We start from the raw sequence: 20,381 nt of genomic DNA, 5'->3' as shown, positions 1-20,381 counted from the left end.
CCCCCACCCCCACCCCCACCACACACCACCAACGACCGAGAACCGCAGGAATCGTCAGCACGATTCCTGCGGTTTTCGACGTGGGGTCGGTCAGGCCCGCTGGGTCGTCTTGTGGGCGAGGAGGCCTCCTGCTGCGGTGATGAGGGCGAGGACGAGCAGCAGGGCTGCTGTGGACCAGGACCGCTCGTCGCTGGCGATCAGCAGGGCGCTGGCGATCAGCGGGACGAAACCGCTGATCAGCCCGCTGAAGTTGGACGAGATCGCCACCCCGCTGTAGCGCAGGTGGACCGGGAACAGCCCGGCCAGCAGCGAACCCGACACGGCGTAGGGGATCGACAGGCAGTTGATGCCCAGCGTCACCGCGATGATCACCAGCGCGGGGTTGCGCGTGTCGATCATCCAGAACACCGGGAACGCCACCGCGGCCGAGAGCACACCGCCCCACAGGCAGACCCGTCCCGGGCTGAAGCGGTCCGCCAGCCTGCCGCCGAAGATCAGCGTCACCACCTGGACCGCCGCCGCGATCAGCGTCGCGCCCAGCATCAGCGACTTCGGCAACTCCAGCTGACCCGCGCCGTAGCTGATCACGAACGTGGTCAGCAGGTAGAAGCCGCCGATGCCGATCAGCGAGGCCGCGATGCCGATCAGCACCTGCCGCCAGGCCGTGCGGAACAGCTCCAGCGCGGGAACCGAAGCGCGGTCGTGCTCGGCGAGCATCCGCTCGAACAGCGGCGACTCCCCGACCCGGCGCCGCAGGTACAGCGCGACGCCCAGCAGCGGGAACGCGGCCAGGAACGGCAGTCGCCAGCCCCACGAGTCGAAGGACTCGTCGGGCAGCATCGCCACCAGGTAGAACCCGCCCGAGGACAGCAGGGTTCCGATCGGTGAACCGATCTGCGGCAGCGCCGCGAACCGGCCGCGCTGCTCCGGCGGCGCGTGCTCCACCGCGAGCGTGACCGCACCACCCCACTCGCCGCCGACCGCGATGCCCTGCAGCACGCGCAACGCGGTCAGCAGCAGCGGCGCGGCCAGACCGATGGCCACGAAGTCGGGCAGCAGACCGATGAGCCCGGTCACCACGCTGATCAAGGTCACCGTGATGAGCAGGCAGCGCCTGCGCCCGATGCGGTCTCCGAGGTGGCCGAACACCACCGCGCCGAGCGGTCTCGCGAGGAAGCCCACCGCGAACGAGGCGAAGGCCGCCAGCGTCGCCACCGCCGGGTCCTCGGTGGCGAAGTACAGCCGGTCGAACACGATCGACGCCGCCGTGCCGTAGAGGAAGTAGTCGTACCACTCCAGCGCGGTGCCGACGAACGCGGCGAACGCGACCTTCCGCGACTCGGCGGGATCGATGCGTGGCGTGCTCGCTGTTTCGGTCACGGAGCCTCCCGTTGTGCCGGATCAGGTGGGAACTTCTGCGAACTCCTCCGCGCCGTGCACCGGACGCCCGGCGACGAACGTGGCGCGCACGGTGATGTCACCGATCGCCGGGGTGGGCACGGTGGTCGGATCGTCGTCGAGAAGCACGAAGTCGGCGAACATGCCCGCGGCGATCTGGCCCCGCTGGTGCTCCTGACCGGCCGCCCACGCGGCGTGCGTGGTGTAGGCGCGCAGCGCCTCGACGGCGTCGACCCGCTCGTCGGGGCTGAGCACGCGCCCGGCCTTGGTGGTGCGGTCGACCATCGCTCGCATCCCCAGCAGCGGCGCTCCGTTGGACACGCACGGCCGGTCCGAACTGCCCGGCACCACCAGACCGGCCTCCACGAAGGAGCGCTGCCGGTACAGCCACGGCTCGCGCTCATCGCCGACCGCCCCGATCATGGTGTCGCCGATCTCGTAGAGGAAGCGCGACTGCGGCACCGGGATCACGCCCAGCGCCGCCATCCGCGACAGCTGGTCGGGACGCACCATCGCCGAGTGCTCGATGCGGTGGCGCGCGTCGGGGCGCGGAAGTTCCTGCTGCGCCTGCTCGAACGCCTCCAGCGTCAGGTCGATGGCGCGGTCCCCGATGGCGTGCGCGGCGACCCGCCAGCCACCCCGGTGCGCGGCGCGGATCCGCTCGCGCAGCACCTCGGGGTCGTCGCCGAGAACGCCGTTGCCGCCGTGCCCGTGGAACGGCTCGGTGACCGCCGCGGTGCGGCTCGACAGCGCGCCGTCGGTGAAGATCTTCATCGGCCCGATGCGCAGGAAGTCGTCCCCGAACCCGCTGCGCAGCCCCAGATCCAGCCCGAAGGCGTCCGGCCCGACCTGGTGCAGCACCTCGGAGGCCGGCATCAGCTCGACGCGCAGCGTCAGCTCCCCGCGCTGGCGCGCCAGCTGGTAGGCGGCGGCCTCAGCCGGGCTGTGCCCGATCCACCCGCCGCCGACGCCCGCTTCGGTGACGTGCGTGAGCCCTTCGGCCGCGTAGCGCTTGGCCGCGCGGCCGATCGCGGCCGTCAGCTCCTCGACCGGGTAAGGCTTGACCAGCGCGTCGACCAGCTGCTGCGCCTGCTCGGCGAGCAGGCCGGTCGGCGCGCCGTCCGCGTCGCGCTCGACGACCCCGCCCTCCGGGACGCGGGCCGAGCCGTCCAGAACGCCCGCCTTGGCGAGGATTTCGGTGCTGGCCACGCACATGTGCGCCGAGCGGTGCTTGAGCCACACCGGCCTGCCACCGCCCGCGCGGTCGAGCTTGGCCCGGTCCGGGTGGCCACCGATGACGAAGTCGTCGTAGCCGGACCCGATCACCCAGCCGTCCGAGGGCAGCGACGCGGCCTGCTCGGCGACCAGGTCGTAGAGCTCCTCGGCCGATCCGCACCGCGACAGGTCCAGCTCGGCCAGCGAAAGCCCGTACCAGACCATGTGGTTGTGCGAGTCGGCGAAACCGGGCGTCACGACCGCTCCGCCGCCGTCGATCACCTGGCGTGCGGGCAGGTCGGCCACTTCGTCGTCCACTCCGACGATGCGCCCGCCGAGCACGCCGACGGTGTGCGCGGTGGGGTGGTTCGGGTTCATGGTCAGGACGCGGACGTCGCGCAGCAGCAGGTCCAGCACTTCGTTCCCTTCCTCGGGGGCCGTTGGAGCGTGCCGGTGCGGCTACCGGAACCGGGCCGCACCGCTCCCCACCGTTCACCGAAAACGTTCTTCACGCCAAGTGGTGCAACCGGGTCAGCGGAAGATATCCCGCCCGGTGCACGTCGACCTCGACGCCGTCGACCGACACCGGACCCGGTTCGCGCGGGACGTCCACTCGCGGGGTCGCGGTGTTGCGCACCATGTCCGCGCTGGTCAAGCCCCTGCTATCGCGCACGGGGGCGTAGTTCGGGCCGCGAGGCAGGCGCGCGCGGTCGGCGGCGTCGGCGACGAACACCGTGGAGAGCCTGCGCGGTGCGGCCCCGAGCCCGCCGAAGAACGGCCGCATGACCCTCGGCTGGGTGAGCCGGGTGGAGCCCGACCCCGATCCGCTGGCGCCCCAGGCGACGAACCCGGACTTGATCACCAGATCGGGTTCCGCGCCGAACCAGGAGGGTTGCCACAGCACGACGTCGGCGAGCCTGCCCGGTCGCAGCGAGCCGACCTCGTGGGCCATGCCGTGCGCGATCGCCGGGTTCAGGGTGATCTTGGCGAGGTAGCGCAGGACCCGCTCGTTGTCCGCGTGCTCCGGCCCGGCCTCACCGGCGAGGTGCGCCTGCACGTGCGCGAGCTGCCAAGTGCGCCGGGCGGTTTCGGCGATGCGCCCCATGCCCATCGAGTCAGAGTTGACGATGCTGATCGCCCCGGAGTCGTGCAGCGCGTTCTCCGCGGCGATGCCGTGCTCGCGGACGCGGCTGCCGGCGATGCCCCGGTCGCTGTCCAGCGACGCGTGTCCTCTGTGGACCGTCATGGTCATGGGCAGCAGCTCGGCCACCGTCGCCGGGGTCAGCGGCAGCGTCGGGGTGGTCGAGGAGGTCAGCACGTGCGGGCTGCCCACGACTTCCAGCAGGTCGGGATGCCCGCCACCGCCCTCCACGTGGTACGCGTGCACCGTGCGGCCCCTGGTCGCGTCCAGCGTGTCGGCCAGGAAACCGGACTCGTTGAGCGTGTCGGTGTGCAGCGCGACCGGCAGGTCCGCCTGATCCGCCACGCCGAGGCAGGTGTCCACGATGTGCGGCGTCGCTCCCCAGTCCTCGTGGATCTTGAAACCGCCCGCGCCGGAGAGCACGGCCCGCTCCAGCAGGTCGTTCGAGGACGACGACCCGCGCGCCAGGAACGCGACGTTGATCGGCACGTCCCGCCACGCCTCGATCATCGAGTGCAGGTTGGTGGCCGGGTTCGCGCCGACGTCCCACACGCCGCCCATCCCCATGCCCACCAGCGAGGTCACCCCGGCCGCGAGCGCCGAGGGCACCACCTCGGGGCTGGACAGGTGCACGTGCGAGTCGACCACGCCGGGCGTGGCGATCAGGCCCTCGCCGGTGATCATCGCCGTGTGCGAGTCGACGACCAGCTCGACGTCGTCCATCCCCTCCGGGTTGCCCGCGCGGCCGACACCGACGACGCGCCCGTCGGAGATGCCGATGTTGGTCTTGCGCACGCCCAGGACCGGATCGAGCAGCAGCACGCCGAGGATCACCATGTCCAGCGCGCTGTCCCGGCCCGCCTTCGGCGCCACCAGCAGCCCGTCGCGGGCGGTCTTGGCGCAGCCTCCCAGCAGTTCCTCGCCCGGTTCGGAGTCGTCGGCCTCGACGCGCACCCACAGGTCGGTGTCGGCCAGCCGCACCAGGTCACCCGTCGTCGGCCCGTACAGCGACGCGTACCGCTCGCGGGACAAGCTGGTCATCGTCGGCCTCCCATCGCCACGACGGTGAGCTCCCTGCGCTCACCGGCTTCCAGGCGCACCGCCGTGCCCGCGGGGATCGCGAGGCGGAAACCCGCGAGCTCGACATCGCTGCGCACCGCGGGGTTGAGCTGGTCCAGCGGGAAGTGCGAGGAGATCCACACCGGGCGCTCACCGGTGTTGTGCAGCCGCGCGCTCCGGCGCTCCCGGCCCGGCGCGAGCTCGATCTCGCCCTCGGACGCCCGCACCGCTCCCGGCGCGTCCGCGCCCGGCGGTCCGAACGGCTGCGGCACGTGCACCAGCGAACTCCCGTGCGGGAACAGCGCTTCGACCTGGATCGACGGCACCGCGGCGGGAACGCCGGGCTGCACCTGGTCGGCGGTGAGCAGCTCGCCGGCCAGCCGCACGACGTCGTCGATCTCGACACCGTCCCAGGCGAGCTCGCAGATCTCGTCGCACACGTAGGCCACCGCGTCCGGCGCGCCGAGTCGCGCTCCGCGCTCCAGCCTGCGGCGGGCCAGCTCCGCGGCGGTGAACAGGTTCAGCCGCTCCTGCTCGCGGGGCGTCAAGTGCATGAGAGCACAGTCCTCTGGTCACCGGCCCAGCACAATGTCGGATCAACTCCGACTGCACGCCTTAGATTGGGCAGATGCACACTTCGCTTCACGTGCCCGTGACGTCCGACGGCCCGCTGCGCGGGCTGGTGCGCTCCTGCCTGGACGACCTCGACGAGCTGGTCGCGGTGTTCCTCGCCGAGCTGCGCTCGATGGAGCCCTACGCCAGCGACGCGGTGCCGTGGCCGGAGCTGCGCGAGCACGCCGAGGGCAGCATGGAGCTGCTGCTGCGCCTGGTCGGCGGCCTGGCCGTGCCCGACCGGCTGGCCGACCTGTGCGAGCGGATCGGCCGCAGCCGCGCGCAGGCCGGAGTTCCGCTGGAAGTGCTGCTGCACGCCGTGCGCTTCGACTTCCGGGTCCTGTGGGAGGCCTTCACCCGCCGCGCGTCCGAGGACGAGCTCCCCGCGCTGGTGCACAGCGCCTCGCGGGTGTGGAACGCCGTCGACCACCACACCACCCGGATCCACCTCGCCTACCTCGACGAAGCCGCGGTGGTCGCCCGCGAGCAGGAGCACGAGCGCGCGCAGCTGGTGGGGCGGCTGCTGAGCACCGACGCTCGCGACCCGCAGGTGGTCGCGCAGGTGGCGACCGCGCTCGACGTCGCCACCGACGCGGACTTCGCCGTGGCCGCGGCTCCGCTGCCGGACACCCGACCGCTGCGCGATGCCGCCGACGACCTGGTGGCCAGGGGGATCTCGGTGCACCTGCAGGACGTCGACCGCCGACCCGTGCTCATCGCGCAGCTCCCGGCCAGGGCCACCGCCGTCCCGCAGCGCTGGCTGCGGGACGTCCCCTGCGGGCTCGCGCCCGTCGCCCGCACGCTCGCGGGCGTGCCGCGCGCCGTGCGCATCGCCGCCGAGCTGGCCGGGACCTCCGCCGCCGAGAGCGGACCGCGCGCGCTGACCGACGTCTGGTCCTCGGTGGCCGCCGGAAGGCTCGGCGAGCTGGGAAACGCGCTCGCCGCCGAGGTCTTCGGCCCGATGCGCGGCATCGGCGCGGGCGAGCGCGCCCGGCTGATGGAGACCGCGACGGCCTACCTGCGCACCGGTTCGGCGGGCGCGGTCGCCGGCGAGCTGTACTGCCACCGCAACACGGTGCTCAACCGGATGCGCCGCATCGCCGACCTCACCGGCTGCGACCTCACCCGCCCCGACCAGGCGGCCCTGTTCACCATCGCGCGGGCCTGCGGCCTTTGAGGGCTCGTTCCCCGGACCGCGTGGCGCTGGTGCGTGATGTCGAACGGCGTGCGGTGCGCCGGTTGTTCGGCGTACTACGGTGGACGTGGACCTCTCTCGATCGCGCAAAGGATGGGGACGTTGACCGCGACGCAGATCCCGGACACCAGCCGAGCCGAACTCGACACCGCGCTGCAACGCGCGACCGAGGCCGCCGAGCCGTTCGGGGAGCAGTCCCCGGCCGAGCGGGCCCGCCAGCTGCGGGCCGTCGCCGACGCGCTGGACGCCGCCGCCGGTGAGCTGATCCCGCTGGCCATCGACGAGTCGCACCTGTCCGAGGGCCGGTTGACCGGCGAGCTCAAGCGGACCACCTACCAGCTGCGCCTGTTCGCCGAGACCGTCGAGCCCGGAGACCACCTGCGGGCCACCTTCGACCGCGCGGACCCGGATTTCGCGCTCGGGCCGAAGCCGGACCTGCGGCGGATGCTGCTGCCGGTGGGTCCCGTGCTGGTGTTCGCGGCGAGCAACTTTCCGTTCGCCTTCTCCGTCGCGGGCGGCGACACCGCGGCGGCCCTCGCCTCGGGCTGCCCGGTGGTGCTCAAGGGCCACCCCGGTCATCCCGCGCTGTCGCTGCGGACCGGCGAGATCGTCGCCGAGGCGCTGCGCTCCGCCGGTGCTCCGGAGGGGACTTTCAGCGTCGTCCTGGGATTCGACATCGGAACCGAGGCGCTGCGCGACGAGCGGATCAAGGCGGCGGCCTTCACGGGGTCGGTCCCGGCCGGGCGGGCGCTGTTCGACATCGCCCACTCGCGCCCGAAGCCGATCCCGTTCTTCGGTGAACTGGGCAGCCTCAACCCGGTTTTCGTCGCTCCCGGTGCCGTCGGCGCGCGCGGAACCGACATCGCCCAGGGCTACGTGACCTCGTACTCGGGCAACGCCGGGCAGCTGTGCACCAAGCCCGGCCTGCTGTTCCTGCCCGCCGACCACGGGCTGGAGGACGCGCTGGTCTCCGCGTCGGCGGCGGTCTCGGCGCACCCGATGCTCAACGACCGGCTGCACGAGGGCTACTGCGGCCGTCGCGCGGTGGTCACCGACGTCCCGGGCGTTCGCCTGCTGGCAGGCGGCGCGGACGAGCGCGCCGAGGACGGAGCCGCTCCGACGCTCCTGGCCACCGACGTGGACACCCTGCTGAACAACCGGGAAGCGCTGCTGGAGGAGGTCTTCGGCCCGCTGTCCATCGTGGTCACCTATTCCTCGGAGGACGAGGCGCGCCGCGCGGCCGAGGCGTTCGAGGGCAACCTCACCGCGACGGTCCACGCCGAGGACGCCGACACCGACTTCGTCGCCACGCTCCTGCCGCGCCTGCGGGAACGCGCCGGGCGCGTGCTGTTCAACGGCTGGCCGACCGGTGTTGCCGTCTCCCCCGCCATGCAGCACGGCGGTCCGTACCCGGCCACCACGGACGCCCGCTTCACCTCGGTGGGCACCGCGGCCATCGACCGCTTCCTCCGCCCGGTGACCTACCAGAACGTCCCCGCAGCCCTGCTACCGGCAGCTCTGCAGGACGAAAACCCCTGGAACATCCCCCAGAAGACCCACCCCCACAACTAACCCCCAGCACCGGACACCCAGCCACCGGGCACCGCACTACCGGGCACCCCAGCACCGGGCACCCCGCCACCGAACGTCCCGTTCCCGAGGGGGCCGTTCCCAATTTCGCGCGAAATTGAGACGGTTTCTTCACTCGGGTGGGTGAGGCGGAGGCTCAGGCCGCGCGGCGGTAGCGGGCGAGGGTGACCGAGGCCGTGGCGGTGAGCGGAGACGGCAGGGCCTCGATCTTGGCGTCGAGCGCTGCGGGCGTGGTGTGCCAGGCGCTGGGCCCCATGGCCACGGCTTCCCGGGCCTCGGCGCGCGTCAGGTCGAGCCGGAACTCGACCGTCCGCCGGTCCAGCGCGTCGAAGTGGCCGGCGAGCTGGTCGGCGAGGCGGGTCTGCTTGGCGTCGTCCACGTTGAGCAGGCCGAGGTGGTCGACCAGACCCGTCAGGTGGCCGGGGTTCGGGATCACGACGACGAGTTCCCCGCCGGGGCGCAGGATCCGGCGCATCTCGGGGGCGTTGCGGGGCGCGAAGACGTTGAGGACGGTGCCCGCGACACCGGTGCGGACCGGGAGCGGCTGCCAGGCATCGGCGACCGCGGCCCCCATCCGCGGGTGGGCCTTGGCGGCTCGGCGACAGGCGTACTTGGAGACGTCCAGCGCCAGCCCGAGCCGATCACCCATCGCCCGGGCCAGGTAGAAACCGGTCCCGGCACCGATGTCGACCACCGGGCCACCGGCGGTGACCGCTTCCGCCACCGCGTCGGCGATCGGGTCGTAGTGCCCGGCCGCCAGGAAGTCCGCGCGGGCGGCGACCATCTCCGCGGTGTCACCGACGACCTTGCTGCGACCGGAGAGCAGGCTGACGTAGCCCTGCCGCGCGAAGTCGAACACGTGGTTCGACGAACACCGCAGCGAGTTCCCGTGACGCTCCAGGTCGAGACCGCAGTGCGGGCAGGCCAGCACCTCCACCACTTCGTCCAGCAAGCCGAGCCCTCCACACACCGTTCGCAGATGCGCGATTCTAGGAGCACTTTATGAATTGGTTTGCGTGGCGGTGCGGGTAGCGGAACCTGAGCGCCTTCGTGGACTCCGTGCGCCGCTCCTGATGTCTTCCGCTTACCCCGGGGGTAGACATCGGCGTCGGCGGCGTACTCGCCACGAAGGCGCTGGCGAACCCGCGGCGGTGCAGGCTGAGTCCCACACATGAAACAGCGGCTCCGCCGCATACCTCAACAACTTCTAGTCGGCGACGATCGCCGCGAAGCGGTGTGGAAGGAGGGTCGGCGATGTGGCAGTGGATGGGCGCCCCCGAGTACCAGGCGGCGAGGTTCGCCGTGACCCACCTGCTCGCGCTGGTCTACCTGATCGGGTTCGTCTGCTTCCTGCGCCAGTTCCGCGGCCTGCTCGGCGAGCGGGGGCTCACGCCGGTCGCCCGCTTCGTCGACCGCGTGCCGTTCGGGCGGGCGCCGAGCCTGTTCCACTTCCGCTGCTCGGACCGCTGGCTGGCGGGTGCCGCCTGGACGGGCGTGGCGGCGAGCCTGCTCGCCCAGGTCGCCGACCTGGCACCGGTGTGGGCGTGGGTGGCGCTGTGGACGTTGCTGTGGCTGCTGTACTCCTCGATCGTCAACGTGGGCCAGGTCTGGTACGGCTTCGGCTGGGAGTCGCTGCTGCTCGAAGCCGGGTTCCTGGCGATCTTCCTGGGCCCCGCGCACATCAGCCCGCCCGCGCCGATCCTGTGGTTGCTGTGCTGGCTGCTGTTCCGCGCCGAGTTCGGCGCCGGTCTGATCAAGCTGCGCGGCGACTCCTGCTGGCGTGACCTCACCGCGCTGCACTACCACCACGAGACCCAGCCGATGCCCGGGCCGCTGAGCCGCTTCTTCCACCGGTTGCCGCCGTCGCTGCACAAGGTGGAGGTGCTGGCCAACCACGGCACGCAGCTGGTCGTGCCGTTCCTGCTGTTCGCCCCGCAACCGGTGGCGACCGCCGCCGCGGTGATCATCGTCGTCACGCAGCTGTGGCTGATGCTCAGCGGCAACTTCGCGTGGCTGAACTTCCTCACCATCACCCTGGCGTTCGCGGCCGTGGGCGGGCCTGCGGGCGCGCCGTCGGACCCGCCGGGCTGGTTCGCCGTGCTCGTGCTGGCGGTGACGGGGTTGTTCGTGGTGCTGGCCTACTGGCCGGTGCGCAACATGGTCGGCCGCGGGCAGGTGATGAACCGCAGCTTCAACCGGCTGCACCTGGGAAACACCTACGGCGCGTTCGGCAGCATCACGCGGGTCCGCTACGAGGTCGTCGTGCTGGGCGCGGACACGGCTGACGGGCCGTGGCGCGAGTACGGGTTCAAGGGCAAACCCGGCGATCCGGCGCGCAGGCCGCCGCAGGTCGCGCCGTACCACCTGCGGTTGGACTGGCTGATGTGGTTCGTGGCCATCAGCCCGTCCTACGGGCGCGGCTGGCTACCGCGGTTCCTGCGCGCGCTGCTGCGCGGCGAGAAGCCGGTGCTCGACCTGCTCGGCCACAACCCGTTCCCGGACCACCCGCCCGCGGTGGTCCGGGCCGACCTCTACCGCTACCGCTTCAGCTCCGCCGAAGAGCGCCGCGCCACCGGGCACCACTGGACCAGGGCCCGAGCCTCGGACCTGGTCCCCCCGCTGACCCTCGACGACGTCGGCGACGCCTTCGGCTGACACCGGCGCTATCCCTCGGCGGCGGCCTCCAGCTCGGCGATGTCGAGCTTGCCCATCCGGAGCATCGCCTTGGTGACCCGGTCGGCGCGCGCCTGATCCGGTGAGGTGATCAGCTCCAGCAGCCGGCGGGGCGTGACCTGCCAGGACAGGCCGTAGCGGTCCTTGAGCCACCCGCAGGGACCGTGCTCACCGCCCTCACCCAGCTGCTCCCAGAGCCGGTCGATCTCCTCCTGCGACTCGCAGGTGACCTCCAACGAGACGGCCTCGCTGAAGGTGAACTGCGGCCCGCCGTTGAGCCCGACGAACTTCTGCCCGAACAGCTCGAACTGGACCACCAGCACCGTGCCCGGTTCGCCCGTCCCGGCCTCACCGTTGTGCAGGACGTGCACGATGCGCGAGTCCGGGAAGATCGAGCAGTAGTGCTTCGCGGCGTCCTCGGCCTCGGTGTCGAACCACAGGTTCGGCGTGATCTTCTGGGAGAACTCGTACATGGGTCTGTCCCTTCGTTCCCGAGTTGCCAGGTTGAAGGGGTAGACCCGCCGCCGCAGCGGAACTCATCGCTCTAGAACGCGGGGCGCAGCGGCATCCGCGCATCCACGTCGTCGAGCTTGACGCCCAGCACCTGGTGCAGCTGGATGTTGTTGCGCTCGAAGCCCAGCTGGCAGGCGGCCATGTACAGCCGCCACACGCGCGCCCGCGCGTGACCCGCCTCGGCGACCGCGTCCGACCAGTTGCGTTCGAGGTTGGCGCACCAGTCGGCCAGCGTCAGCGCGTAGTGCTCCCGCAGGTTCTCCTCGTGCCGCACCTCGAAGCCGTTGTCGTTCATCGCCGACACCAGCGTGCCCACCGGTTCGAGCTCCCCGTCGGGGAACACGTAGCGGCTGATGAACTTGCCCGGCCGGGCGCTCTGGTGGCCGTGCGGCCGGGTGATGCAGTGGTTGAGCATCCTCCCGCCGGGCAGCAGCTTGTCGTGCAGGAACGAGAAGTACTGCGGCAGCTGCTTGACGCCGATGTGCTCGGTGAGCCCGATGGAGCTGACCGCGTCGAAGCCGCTCTCCTGCACGTCCCGGTAGTCCATGTGCCGGACCTCGGCGAGGTCGGCGAGACCGCGCTCCGCGATGGCCTTCTGCGCCCACTGCGCCTGCTGCCGCGACAGCGTCACGCCCAGCGCGCGCACCCCGTAGTGCTCGGCGGCGTGCATGACCATGCCGCCCCAGCCGCAGCCGACGTCGAGCAGCCGATGCCCCTCCGCGAGACCGAGCTTGCGGGCGACCAGGTCGTGCTTGGCGTACTGCGCCTGCTCCAGGGTGGAGTCCTGCTCCGGGTAGACCGCGCAGGTGTAGGCCATCGACGGGCCGAGGACGTACTCGTAGAAGCGGTTCGAGACGTCGTAGTGGTACGAGATCGACTGGCTGTCACGTCGTTTGGAGTGCCGCCAGCCGCGCGAGCGGTGCTCGACCTCGGGAACCCGGACGGGCCACCAGAACCGGTACCCGGCCAGCTTGAACAGCAGTTCCCGGCGCAGCTCCGGTGGAACGTCCTCCAGCGTCACCGAGGGGAACGCCGCCAGCGCCCGGTACATGCCGCCGTGCACTTCGAGCGCGCCGCTGACGTACGCGCGTGCGAGCCCCAGTTCGCCCGGCGCGTTGGCCAGGTGCGAGAGCGCCAGCGGCGAACGGACTTCCACGCACACGTCGGCCCCGGCGGTCCCGGCTCGGCTGCCGTCGAAAGCCCGGATCTCCACCGACAGGTCGCCGCCGAGAATCCGCTCGAACACCCCTGCCCATCCCATCAGAGCGTCTCCTTTCCAGTTTGGTGTGTGCTCGTCCGCCGCGAGTCAGCTCTCGCGCACGCACTTCTCGTACAGCCCCGGCAATCGGCCCTTCGGGTCGTAGGTGTCCTTCAGGTGCTGGTAGGCCGGGCGGTTGTAGAGCCGCCAGAACTCGTCCTCCTCGAAGTAGGAGTTGGAGTACAGCGACTTGTGCCCGTCGAGTTCGGTGACCTTCCGCTCGATCGCGCGGTTGTGCCTGCCGGGCGCTTCGCCGGGGCGCAGCGGCACGGTCGCCCAGAAGCCGACGTTGACGTAGAGCGTGTCGGCGTTCATCGGGTACAGCGGCCATCCCCGCTGGTCGCGCAGCTGCACCGGGCACAGCCAGATCGGCGAGATGCCGATGTCCCGGTGGAAGAACTCCAGGAACTCCGGCAGCCGCTGCACCGGGATCTCCACGTCCTGGATCACCGGCTCGTTGAGCCCCTTGCCCTGCAGCACCGCGATCCGGTCGGTCACCGAGTGCCGCCGGTCCCAGGCGACGATCCGCCGGTAGACGTCGGAGCGCTTGTACTTCGCGGGCCAGAACCGGCGGATCAGCGGGTGCTGCACGCCGATCGCGCGCGAGCACCAGAACCAGTCGGTGTCCCACCGCCAGATGTAGTCGCGCACGGTCAGGTGATCGGTGCTGCGCTGCTGCAGTGACCGGTAGAAGATCTTGTCGCCGGTGTAGTCGCTGGTGCGCGGTGCGGAGTCCACGTAGGACCCGAGCGTGAGGTAGTGCTCGGTCGGTGTGAACACGGTGCCGTCGATGAAATCCACGGTCTTGCCGTCGAAGTCGCCGTCCGCGCAGATCCGGTCGATCGCCTCGGCGCACTCGGCCGCGGTCGCGAACGGGACGTGGCGGAGCTCGACGTAGGGCTTGACCTGCTCCAGCTCGATCTCCAGGCGCAGCGCGTAGCCCAGCGTGCCGTAGGAGTTCGGGAATCCCCGGAAGAGTTCGGCGTGCTCGTTGTCCGGCCGCGCCACCACCACCGATCCGTCGCCCGTGAGGATTTCCATCTCGCGCACCGATTCGTGCGGGAGCCCGTTGCGGAAGGAGGTCGACTCGATGCCGAGCCCGGCCACCGCGCCGCCGAGCGTGATGGTCTTGAGCTGGGGCACGACCTTCGGGATGTGCCCGGTGGGCAGCAGCGCGTCCACGATCTGCTCGTAGGTCGCCATGCCCTGGACCTGCGCGGTTCCCGCTTCGGGGTCGATGTCGAAGACCTTGGTGAACCGGCCGACGTCCAGGCCGGGTGATGCCGAGGGGGCTCGGAACCGGAAGAGGTTCGAGGTGGGTTTGGCGAGCCGGACCGGTGCTCCGGCCGGCAGTTGTGCGTACTGCGCGACCAGTTCGGCCACGTCGTCGGAATGCTCGCCGAAAGTCGGCGTTACCCGATCCGCCATACCTCGACCGTAATGCCGGATCCGGCCGCAAGCACCCCCTTTAACCAGCGCCCGGAGGGCTCCCGCAAGCCGACGAACAGCCCAAAAGTCAACGCCGGAGAGGTGCCGCGCGATCTTCGAAGATCACAAAAGCGCTGGTGGAGACCACTTTCGGGCAGTCTCTGCCAGCATTTGCGTGATACATGCAAATGTAGCGATATTTCAGTCACATTTTGCTGTGTTCGGAGTAGTGAGAACAGCGGCGCCGGACCGCGCCGAAGCCGGTTCGGGGATTGTCAGCGCCGCTGCAGCGCCCACGCCCGCAAGCCGCGGAAGCTCTGCACCTTCGTGGGCCCGACCGAGACGAGCCGGTAGCTCTCGTGACCGCGCAGCGAGGCCGCCAGCTCCCGGTCCATGAGCACCGAGGCCGGCCGCGCCACCGACGTCAAGCGGCTGGCGATGTTCACCGTCGAGCCGTAGACGTCACCGAACCGCGCCAGGACCGGCCCCTGCGCCAGCCCGATCCGCAGCGGCGGCAGCAGGTCGTTCTTGGCGATCTCCTCGTTGAGGGTCAGCGCGATCTCCGCGCCCTCCTCCGGGCTGTCGGCCACGAACAGCACCTCGTCGCCGACGGTCTTGATGACCCGGCCGCGGTTCTGCGCCACCACGCCGCCGGCCAGCGACTCGAAACCGTCGATCAGCCGGGTCAGCTCCAGCTCGGTGAAATCGCGGATCAGCCGGGTGTAGCCGACCAGGTCGGCGAACCCGACCACCTGCACGCGCTCGTCGATGCCCGGGTCGCGCTCGTCGAGCTCGCGGGACACGGTGGCGGCCAGGTGCCGCCGCCACACGTAGTCCTGCATCTTCTCCATGACCGGCACGATCGCGGCCGCGACCTCCGCGGTGGTCTCCACATCGGTGGCGAAGCTCTTGCCCAGCAGCGACTTGAACAGCCCGGTCTGCCACTCCGCCAGCCTGGACATGGTCTGCGCCAGCGAACGGGCCACCGCGGATTCGAGCTCATCGGGGATGACGTCCGCCGACACCAGGGACACCAGCGCGCGCACGGCGGCGACATCGGCGTCGGTGAAGATCACCTCGTCCGACTCGACGTGCGCGAAGCCCATCGCCTGCCACAGCTGCTCCGCGCGTTCGAGCGACACACCTGCGGCTTCGGCGATCTCACCTTTGGTGTAGCGGGGCGGCGAACCGAGGAGGATCTCCTCGACCCGCCGGATCCGGTCATCGCGATGTTCGGACAACGAGCACGTCGCAATCAGCTCGGCGGGACACTTCGGAAGGCACCGAGCCGAGGATGCGCCCCTTGAGGGTGTTGAGCCCGCGGCTACCCACGACCAGCAGGTCGGCATCGTGCTTCTCCGCCGATCCCAGCAGGACCGAGACGGGCTCGCCGACCGAGACGACGGTCTCCAGGTCGGTCGCACCGGCCTCGCGGGCGGTGTCCGATGCGGACTGCACCGTGTCCTGCGCCGGAGCCGATCCCATGACCTGGAAGGCCTCGTCGCCGAGCTGATCGGCGGCGCGCTCCAGCTCCTTGGGGTCGGTCGGGTAGTAGGCGCAGACGATCACCAGCCGCGCCGACGAGGCCCCTGCGACCTCGGCGGCCCGGCCAACCGCGCGCAGCGAAGGCGCGGAACCGTCCGTTCCCACAACGACGGTGCGATAACTGGACATCGCTCTCCCACTTCCTTTGGGGCCGACATTTCGACGCTCCGGGTGAGAACACTAACGATCGGACGCGCTCGCAGTCACGGCCCGTGCGCGGACGCCCAGGTGCGTGCCCCACGCCACGGCGCTCGACCAGCCCCGTTGTGCCATCCCACAACCGCCGCGGCGAACTGTCGTCCAACCGCACAGCACGACCCTCCATCGCGGGGCGTAGCTTTCGCCGCATCCTGTGATTCGAACAATGGAGTCGACGTGTCAGCACCTAGCCTGCAACCGGGGCGGGGAATATTTCGCCGCAAGCCCATCGAGGCGATCTCCTCGGACTCCGAGGACACCGGACTGAGCAAATCGCTCGGCCTGTGGCAGCTCACCGCCATCGGTGTCGGCGGCATCATCGGCGCAGGGATCTTCTCGCTGGCAGGCGCGGTCGCCAACGAGAAGGCAGGCCCCGCCGTGCTGATCTCGTTCCTGATCGCCGGCGTCGCCAGCGCCGCCGCCGCGTTCTCCTACGCCGAGTTCGCGGGCATGATCCCCAAGGCCGGTTCGGCCTACACCTACGGCTACGTCGTGCTCGGCGAGATCGTCGGCTGGCTGATCGGCTGGGACCTGCTGCTGGAGTACACCGCGATCGTGGCGGTGGTGGCCATCAGCATCTCCGGGTACTTCAACGAAGTCCTCGGCTACCTGGGGATCGACCTGCCGGTGTGGATGCTCGGAGCACCCGGCACCGAGGAGGCGGGCGTCGCGCCCGGCAGCTACAAGGTCAACCTGTTCGCCGTGGTGCTGTGCCTGTTCATCGCCTTCATGCTGAACCTGGGCATGAAGAGCGCCGCCCGGTTCGAGAGCTTCCTGGTGTACCTGAAGGTCGCCGTGGTCCTGCTGGTCATCGGCGTCGGCGCGTTCTACATCAACACCGGCAACTACACGCCGTTCTTCCCCTTCGGCGCCAGCGGTGCGATCACCGGTGCCGCAACGGTGTTCTTCGCGGTGTTCGGCTACGACGCCATGAGCACGGCCGCCGAGGAGTCCAAAGAAGCGCAGAAGCACATGCCCAAGGCGATCCTGTACTCGCTGGGCATCTCGATGGTGCTCTACGTGCTGGCCTGCCTGGTGCTGACCGGCATGATCCCGTTCCAGCAGATCAAGGGCGAGAGCGCGTTCGCCTCCGCCTTCACCGACGTGGGTCTGCCGATGCTCGGCGCGATCATCGGAGTCGGCGCCATCCTGGGCATCCTCACCGTGATGTTCACCTTCATGCTCGGCGTGACGCGCGTCGGCTACTCGATGAGCCGCGACGGCCTGCTGCCCGCGTGGTTCGGCAAGACCCACCCGGTGCGCAAGGTGCCCACCCGCTTCACCTGGCTGATCGGCATCGCCTCGGCCGTCTTCGCCGGGCTCCTGCCCATCGGCGAGGCCGCTGAGCTGACCAACATCGGCATCCTGCTGGCGTTCGTGATCGTGTGCGCCGCGGTGATCGTGCTCCGCTACAAGCGACCCGACCTGCCCCGCGAGTTCAAGACCCCGGGCATGCCGGTCGTGCCGATCATCGGCATCGCGTTCTCGATCTGGCTGGTCACCTTCCTGGAGCCGACGACCTGGGCGCGGTTCGGCATCTGGTTCCTCATCGGCCTGATCATCTACTTCGCCTACGGCTACCGGAAGTCGAAGATGAACTCCTGACCGCCTGCACCGGGCCGGCGCCCCGCTGCGCCGGTCCGGTGTTGATCGGTTGAGGACGTGTCTGCTGCGTCTCAGCGTGCACTGGATCACAGCGTTACAGGCTCTCGTATGCCTAGGGTTTTCCGAGGCGCCACCGGAGCTTTCCGGTGCCGCCTGGAGTACGACCGGGCCTCGATGCTGAGGGGTGCTTGTGACGCGCGTTCGCGAACTGAGCCCGTACGTGGAACTGCACCGCGCGCAATGGCGGGAGCTGCGCGATTCGCTCCCCCTCCCGCTGAGCGAAGACGAACTGGTCGCCCTGCGCGGCCTCGGCGAACCGGTCGACCTCGACGAGGTCGCCGACGTGTACCTGCCGCTGTCGCGGCTGATCAGCCTCCAGGTCGCAGCCCGCCAGCGGCTGCACGAGAGCACCACGACATTCCTCGGCGAAGAGGCTCACGGCACCAAGGTGCCGTTCGTCATCGGCCTCGCGGGCAGCGTCGCGGTCGGCAAGTCCACCACCGCCCGCATCCTGCGCACCCTGCTGGCCCGCTGGCCCGACCACCCGCGCGTGGACCTGGTGACCACCGACGGGTTCCTGCACTCGAAGGCCGAGCTGATGCGGCGCGGTCTGATGCACCGCAAGGGATTCCCGGAGAGCTACGACCGGCGCGCGCTGCTGCGCTTCGTCACCGAGGTCAAGTCCGGGGCGCCCGAGGTCTCCGCCCCGGTGTACTCGCACGTCGCCTACGACATCCTGCCCGACGAGCGGCAGGTGGTCCGCCAGCCCGACATCCTCATCGTCGAGGGCCTCAACGTCCTGCAGCCCGGCCCCAGCCTCACCGTCTCGGACCTGTTCGACTTCTCCGTCTACGTCGACGCGCGCACCGAGCACATCGCCCGCTGGTACACCGACCGGTTCCTGGCGCTGCGCGGAACCGCGTTCGCCAACCCGGACTCGCACTTCCACCACTTCGCCGAGCTCACCGACGGGGAGGCCCGCGCCGAGGCCGACCACCTCTGGCGCACCATCAACGAGCCCAACCTGGTGGACAACATCCTGCCCACCCGCCCCCGCGCGACCCTCGTCCTGCGCAAGGACATCGACCACTCCATCAACAGAGTCCGCCTCCGCAAGCTCTGACCCCGACCCTCACCCCGCGCAGATCGTTCCCAATTTCTTAAGTATTTGAGGCTCACCCGGGTGACGTGCAAATACTTAAGAAATTGAGTCCCCCCCTGGTCAGCGGTGGCGGGTGCGTTTGGTTAGGAGGAGTTGGAGGTGGGTGTTGAGGCGTTCCGTCGGGTCGGTCAGGTCGATGCCCGTGAGGTCCGTGGCGCGGCGGACGCGGTAGCGCAGCGTGTTGGGGTGGACGTGCAAGGCCCCGCTCGCGGCCTTCACGTCGCCGAAGTGGTCCAGGTAGGTCAGCAGGCTCCGCGCCAGCTCCGTCGCGTGCTCCGCGTCGTGGGCGTGCAACGCCGTGAGCCGCGCGTCGCGGTAGCGCTCGTTGCCCTGCAGGACCGTGAGGATCTCGCTGATCACCACCTGCGCGCGGACGTCGGAGATCGTCGCGACCTCGGCGTCGATGTCGTGCACCAGGGCGTCGAGCACCCGGTCGGCCTCCGCCCGCGACTCGGCGACCTGGTCCAGCGTGGGCACGGCCGAACCGACGCCCGCCTGCACGCGCGAGGTCAGGTGCTGCTTGGCGGCGGCGACGATCTCGCGCATCAGCGACAGCGCTGAGTGCGCGGCAGAGCGTTCCGGCAACTCCGGCAGCAGCACGTACACCCGCGAGCCGATCGTGGTGACCAGGGCGCTGCGGCGGTAGGCGGAGGCGTGCACCGAGATCAGCCCGGTCATCTCCGCGCGCTGGAGCTCCAGCTCTGACCGGTCCACGGCGCCGGTCGGGCGCAGGGTGAACACCGCGACCACGGCGGGGCGGTCCGCGTCCGCGCCGATGTTGTCGGCCACCGAGTGCCCGTCGACGCGGCCCTCCAGCAGTCCGGCCAGCAGGTTCTCCCGCAGCCGCGGCCCGGCGGTGGCCTCCGACCGCTGCCGGATCAGCTGCAACGCCGCCAGCCTCGCGGCACCGAGCAGGGCCCGCTCGGACCGCTCCGAGAGCGGCCTGCGGCCCTCCTGAACCCAGATCGAGCCGAGCGGCTGGCTGCCCGCGTGGATGCCCACCGCCATCCGCCGCCGGATCCCCAGATCCGGCCGGTCCTCGATGCGCACCACGTCCTCGCCCGCGCGAAGCCGCTGGTAGACGCCCCACTCGCGCAGCATCGCCAGGTACTGCTCGGGGCCCTGCCTGCCCAGGATGGACAGCCGTCGCAGCTCGTCGACCTCGTCGTCGGACCGCGAGTAGGCGAGCACGCGGCTCGCGGTGTCCTCGATGCTCACGATGCCGTCGGTCATCGCCGCCACGGTCTGGGCCAGCGAGAACAGGTCGCCGAGCGCTTCGCCGACGTCGGCGTCGCTGGTCAGCCGGGCGTTGTCGATCGCGTTGTGCGCGTAGGCCTCCAGCCGCTCCCAGCGGACCTCCGGCCGCACACCCAGCAGCGCGACGCCGCCCGCCATCGCGGTGTCCCGCAGCGCTCGCGCCTCCGGCTCGGAGCCGACCTTGACGGCCACCGCCGGGGCTCCCGCGCGTGCGGCCGCCCGCACCAACGGCGCCGCGGCGCGGCCTCGCGCGCCGATGACCAGCACGAAATCGCCGTCGCGAGTGCTGCCGGACTCCTCCTCCGGGTCGACAATGACCACGTCGCGCACCTCGACGTCCAAGCCGCGCGGCGCGGCGAGCACATCCACCAGCGGGTCGCCGACCGCGGTCAGCAACTGCCGCAGGGGCACTCCGACCTCGGCCATCCCGACCGAATCAACCTCACGCACCACGTTGTCCGATCCCACAAACCGACACCTTCAACGGTAGCCAACTCAACAATCTCCCGACGTGAGCCAGACCCTAACCTCC

At 70.5% G+C, this 20,381-nt stretch carries 16 protein-coding genes; 5 read left to right on the top strand and 11 right to left on the bottom strand.

Annotation, left to right across the window (positions count from 1 at the left end; genetic code table 11):
- Window positions 1–90: 90 nt before the first annotated feature.
- From ACYVF3_RS30675 to ureA, 4 genes are all read right to left on the bottom strand, one after another.
- Window positions 91–1,380, bottom strand: a complete 1,290-nt coding sequence (locus ACYVF3_RS30675; protein WP_461157774.1) for an MFS transporter — start codon at window positions 1,378–1,380, stop codon at window positions 91–93.
- A gap of 21 nt (window positions 1,381–1,401) precedes the next feature.
- Window positions 1,402–3,030: an amidohydrolase gene (locus tag ACYVF3_RS30670; RefSeq protein ID WP_461157773.1), complete on the bottom strand. Its 1,629-nt coding sequence runs from the start codon at window positions 3,028–3,030 to the stop codon at window positions 1,402–1,404.
- A gap of 91 nt (window positions 3,031–3,121) precedes the next feature.
- Window positions 3,122–4,795, bottom strand: a complete 1,674-nt coding sequence (locus ACYVF3_RS30665; protein WP_461157772.1) for an urease subunit alpha — start codon at window positions 4,793–4,795, stop codon at window positions 3,122–3,124.
- Window positions 4,792–5,367, bottom strand: coding sequence for an urease subunit gamma (gene ureA, locus ACYVF3_RS30660; protein WP_461157771.1), 576 nt, complete (start codon window positions 5,365–5,367; stop codon window positions 4,792–4,794). Before ureA ends, ACYVF3_RS30665 begins: the two co-directional genes overlap by 4 nt.
- A gap of 74 nt (window positions 5,368–5,441) precedes the next feature.
- Between ureA and ACYVF3_RS30655 the strand changes: the two genes are divergently transcribed.
- A complete protein-coding gene (locus ACYVF3_RS30655; RefSeq protein ID WP_461157770.1) occupies window positions 5,442–6,602 on the top strand; it encodes a PucR family transcriptional regulator in 1,161 nt (386 codons plus the stop codon).
- A gap of 111 nt (window positions 6,603–6,713) precedes the next feature.
- On the top strand, window positions 6,714–8,192 hold the full coding sequence (locus tag ACYVF3_RS30650; RefSeq protein ID WP_461157769.1) for an aldehyde dehydrogenase (NADP(+)): 1,479 nt from the start codon (window positions 6,714–6,716) through the stop codon (window positions 8,190–8,192).
- Window positions 8,193–8,346: 154 nt separating this feature from the next.
- On the opposite strand, the gene ACYVF3_RS30645 is transcribed toward ACYVF3_RS30650, so the two are convergent.
- A complete protein-coding gene (locus ACYVF3_RS30645) occupies window positions 8,347–9,162 on the bottom strand; it encodes a putative RNA methyltransferase (RefSeq protein ID WP_461157768.1) in 816 nt (271 codons plus the stop codon).
- A 302-nt stretch (window positions 9,163–9,464) separates the two neighbouring features.
- On the opposite strand from ACYVF3_RS30645, the gene ACYVF3_RS30640 reads away from it, so the two are divergent.
- The gene (locus ACYVF3_RS30640) at window positions 9,465–10,865 is read left to right on the top strand and encodes a lipase maturation factor family protein (RefSeq protein ID WP_461157767.1); all 1,401 of its coding nucleotides are present in this window, start codon (window positions 9,465–9,467) and stop codon (window positions 10,863–10,865) included.
- Between the two features lie 8 nt (window positions 10,866–10,873).
- Here the strand turns inward: ACYVF3_RS30640 and ACYVF3_RS30635 are convergent, their stop codons facing one another.
- From ACYVF3_RS30635 to ACYVF3_RS30615, 5 genes are all read right to left on the bottom strand, one after another.
- Window positions 10,874–11,356 (bottom strand): VOC family protein, encoded by a 483-nt coding sequence (locus ACYVF3_RS30635; RefSeq protein ID WP_461157766.1) that lies wholly within the window; start codon window positions 11,354–11,356, stop codon window positions 10,874–10,876.
- A gap of 71 nt (window positions 11,357–11,427) precedes the next feature.
- Window positions 11,428–12,657 carry a class I SAM-dependent methyltransferase gene (locus ACYVF3_RS30630; RefSeq protein ID WP_461157765.1) on the bottom strand — a complete coding sequence of 410 codons (1,230 nt, stop codon included), beginning with the start codon at window positions 12,655–12,657 and terminating at the stop codon, window positions 11,428–11,430.
- Between the two features lie 45 nt (window positions 12,658–12,702).
- On the bottom strand, window positions 12,703–14,082 hold the full coding sequence (locus tag ACYVF3_RS30625; protein WP_461157764.1) for an FAD-binding protein: 1,380 nt from the start codon (window positions 14,080–14,082) through the stop codon (window positions 12,703–12,705).
- A 275-nt stretch (window positions 14,083–14,357) separates the two neighbouring features.
- The gene (locus ACYVF3_RS30620; protein ID WP_461157763.1) at window positions 14,358–15,323 is read right to left on the bottom strand and encodes an adenylate/guanylate cyclase domain-containing protein; all 966 of its coding nucleotides are present in this window, start codon (window positions 15,321–15,323) and stop codon (window positions 14,358–14,360) included.
- A complete protein-coding gene (locus ACYVF3_RS30615) occupies window positions 15,304–15,756 on the bottom strand; it encodes a universal stress protein (RefSeq protein WP_461157762.1) in 453 nt (150 codons plus the stop codon). Before ACYVF3_RS30615 ends, ACYVF3_RS30620 begins: the two co-directional genes overlap by 20 nt.
- Window positions 15,757–16,002: 246 nt before the next feature.
- Here ACYVF3_RS30615 and ACYVF3_RS30610 point away from each other — a divergent pair, with 246 nt between their 5' ends.
- Together ACYVF3_RS30610 and coaA are read left to right on the top strand one after the other, a co-directional pair.
- Window positions 16,003–17,430 carry an amino acid permease gene (locus tag ACYVF3_RS30610; RefSeq protein WP_461157761.1) on the top strand — a complete coding sequence of 476 codons (1,428 nt, stop codon included), beginning with the start codon at window positions 16,003–16,005 and terminating at the stop codon, window positions 17,428–17,430.
- Between the two features lie 190 nt (window positions 17,431–17,620).
- Window positions 17,621–18,553, top strand: a complete 933-nt coding sequence (gene coaA / locus ACYVF3_RS30605; RefSeq protein WP_461157760.1) for a type I pantothenate kinase — start codon at window positions 17,621–17,623, stop codon at window positions 18,551–18,553.
- Window positions 18,554–18,652: 99 nt separating this feature from the next.
- Here the strand turns inward: coaA and ACYVF3_RS30600 are convergent, their stop codons facing one another.
- On the bottom strand, window positions 18,653–20,275 hold the full coding sequence (locus ACYVF3_RS30600) for a PucR family transcriptional regulator (RefSeq protein ID WP_461157819.1): 1,623 nt from the start codon (window positions 20,273–20,275) through the stop codon (window positions 18,653–18,655).
- Window positions 20,276–20,381: the final 106 nt, after the last annotated feature.

This window comes from Saccharopolyspora tripterygii (genome assembly GCF_054778355.1).
This window is presented reverse-complemented; position numbering and strand designations above follow the sequence as displayed.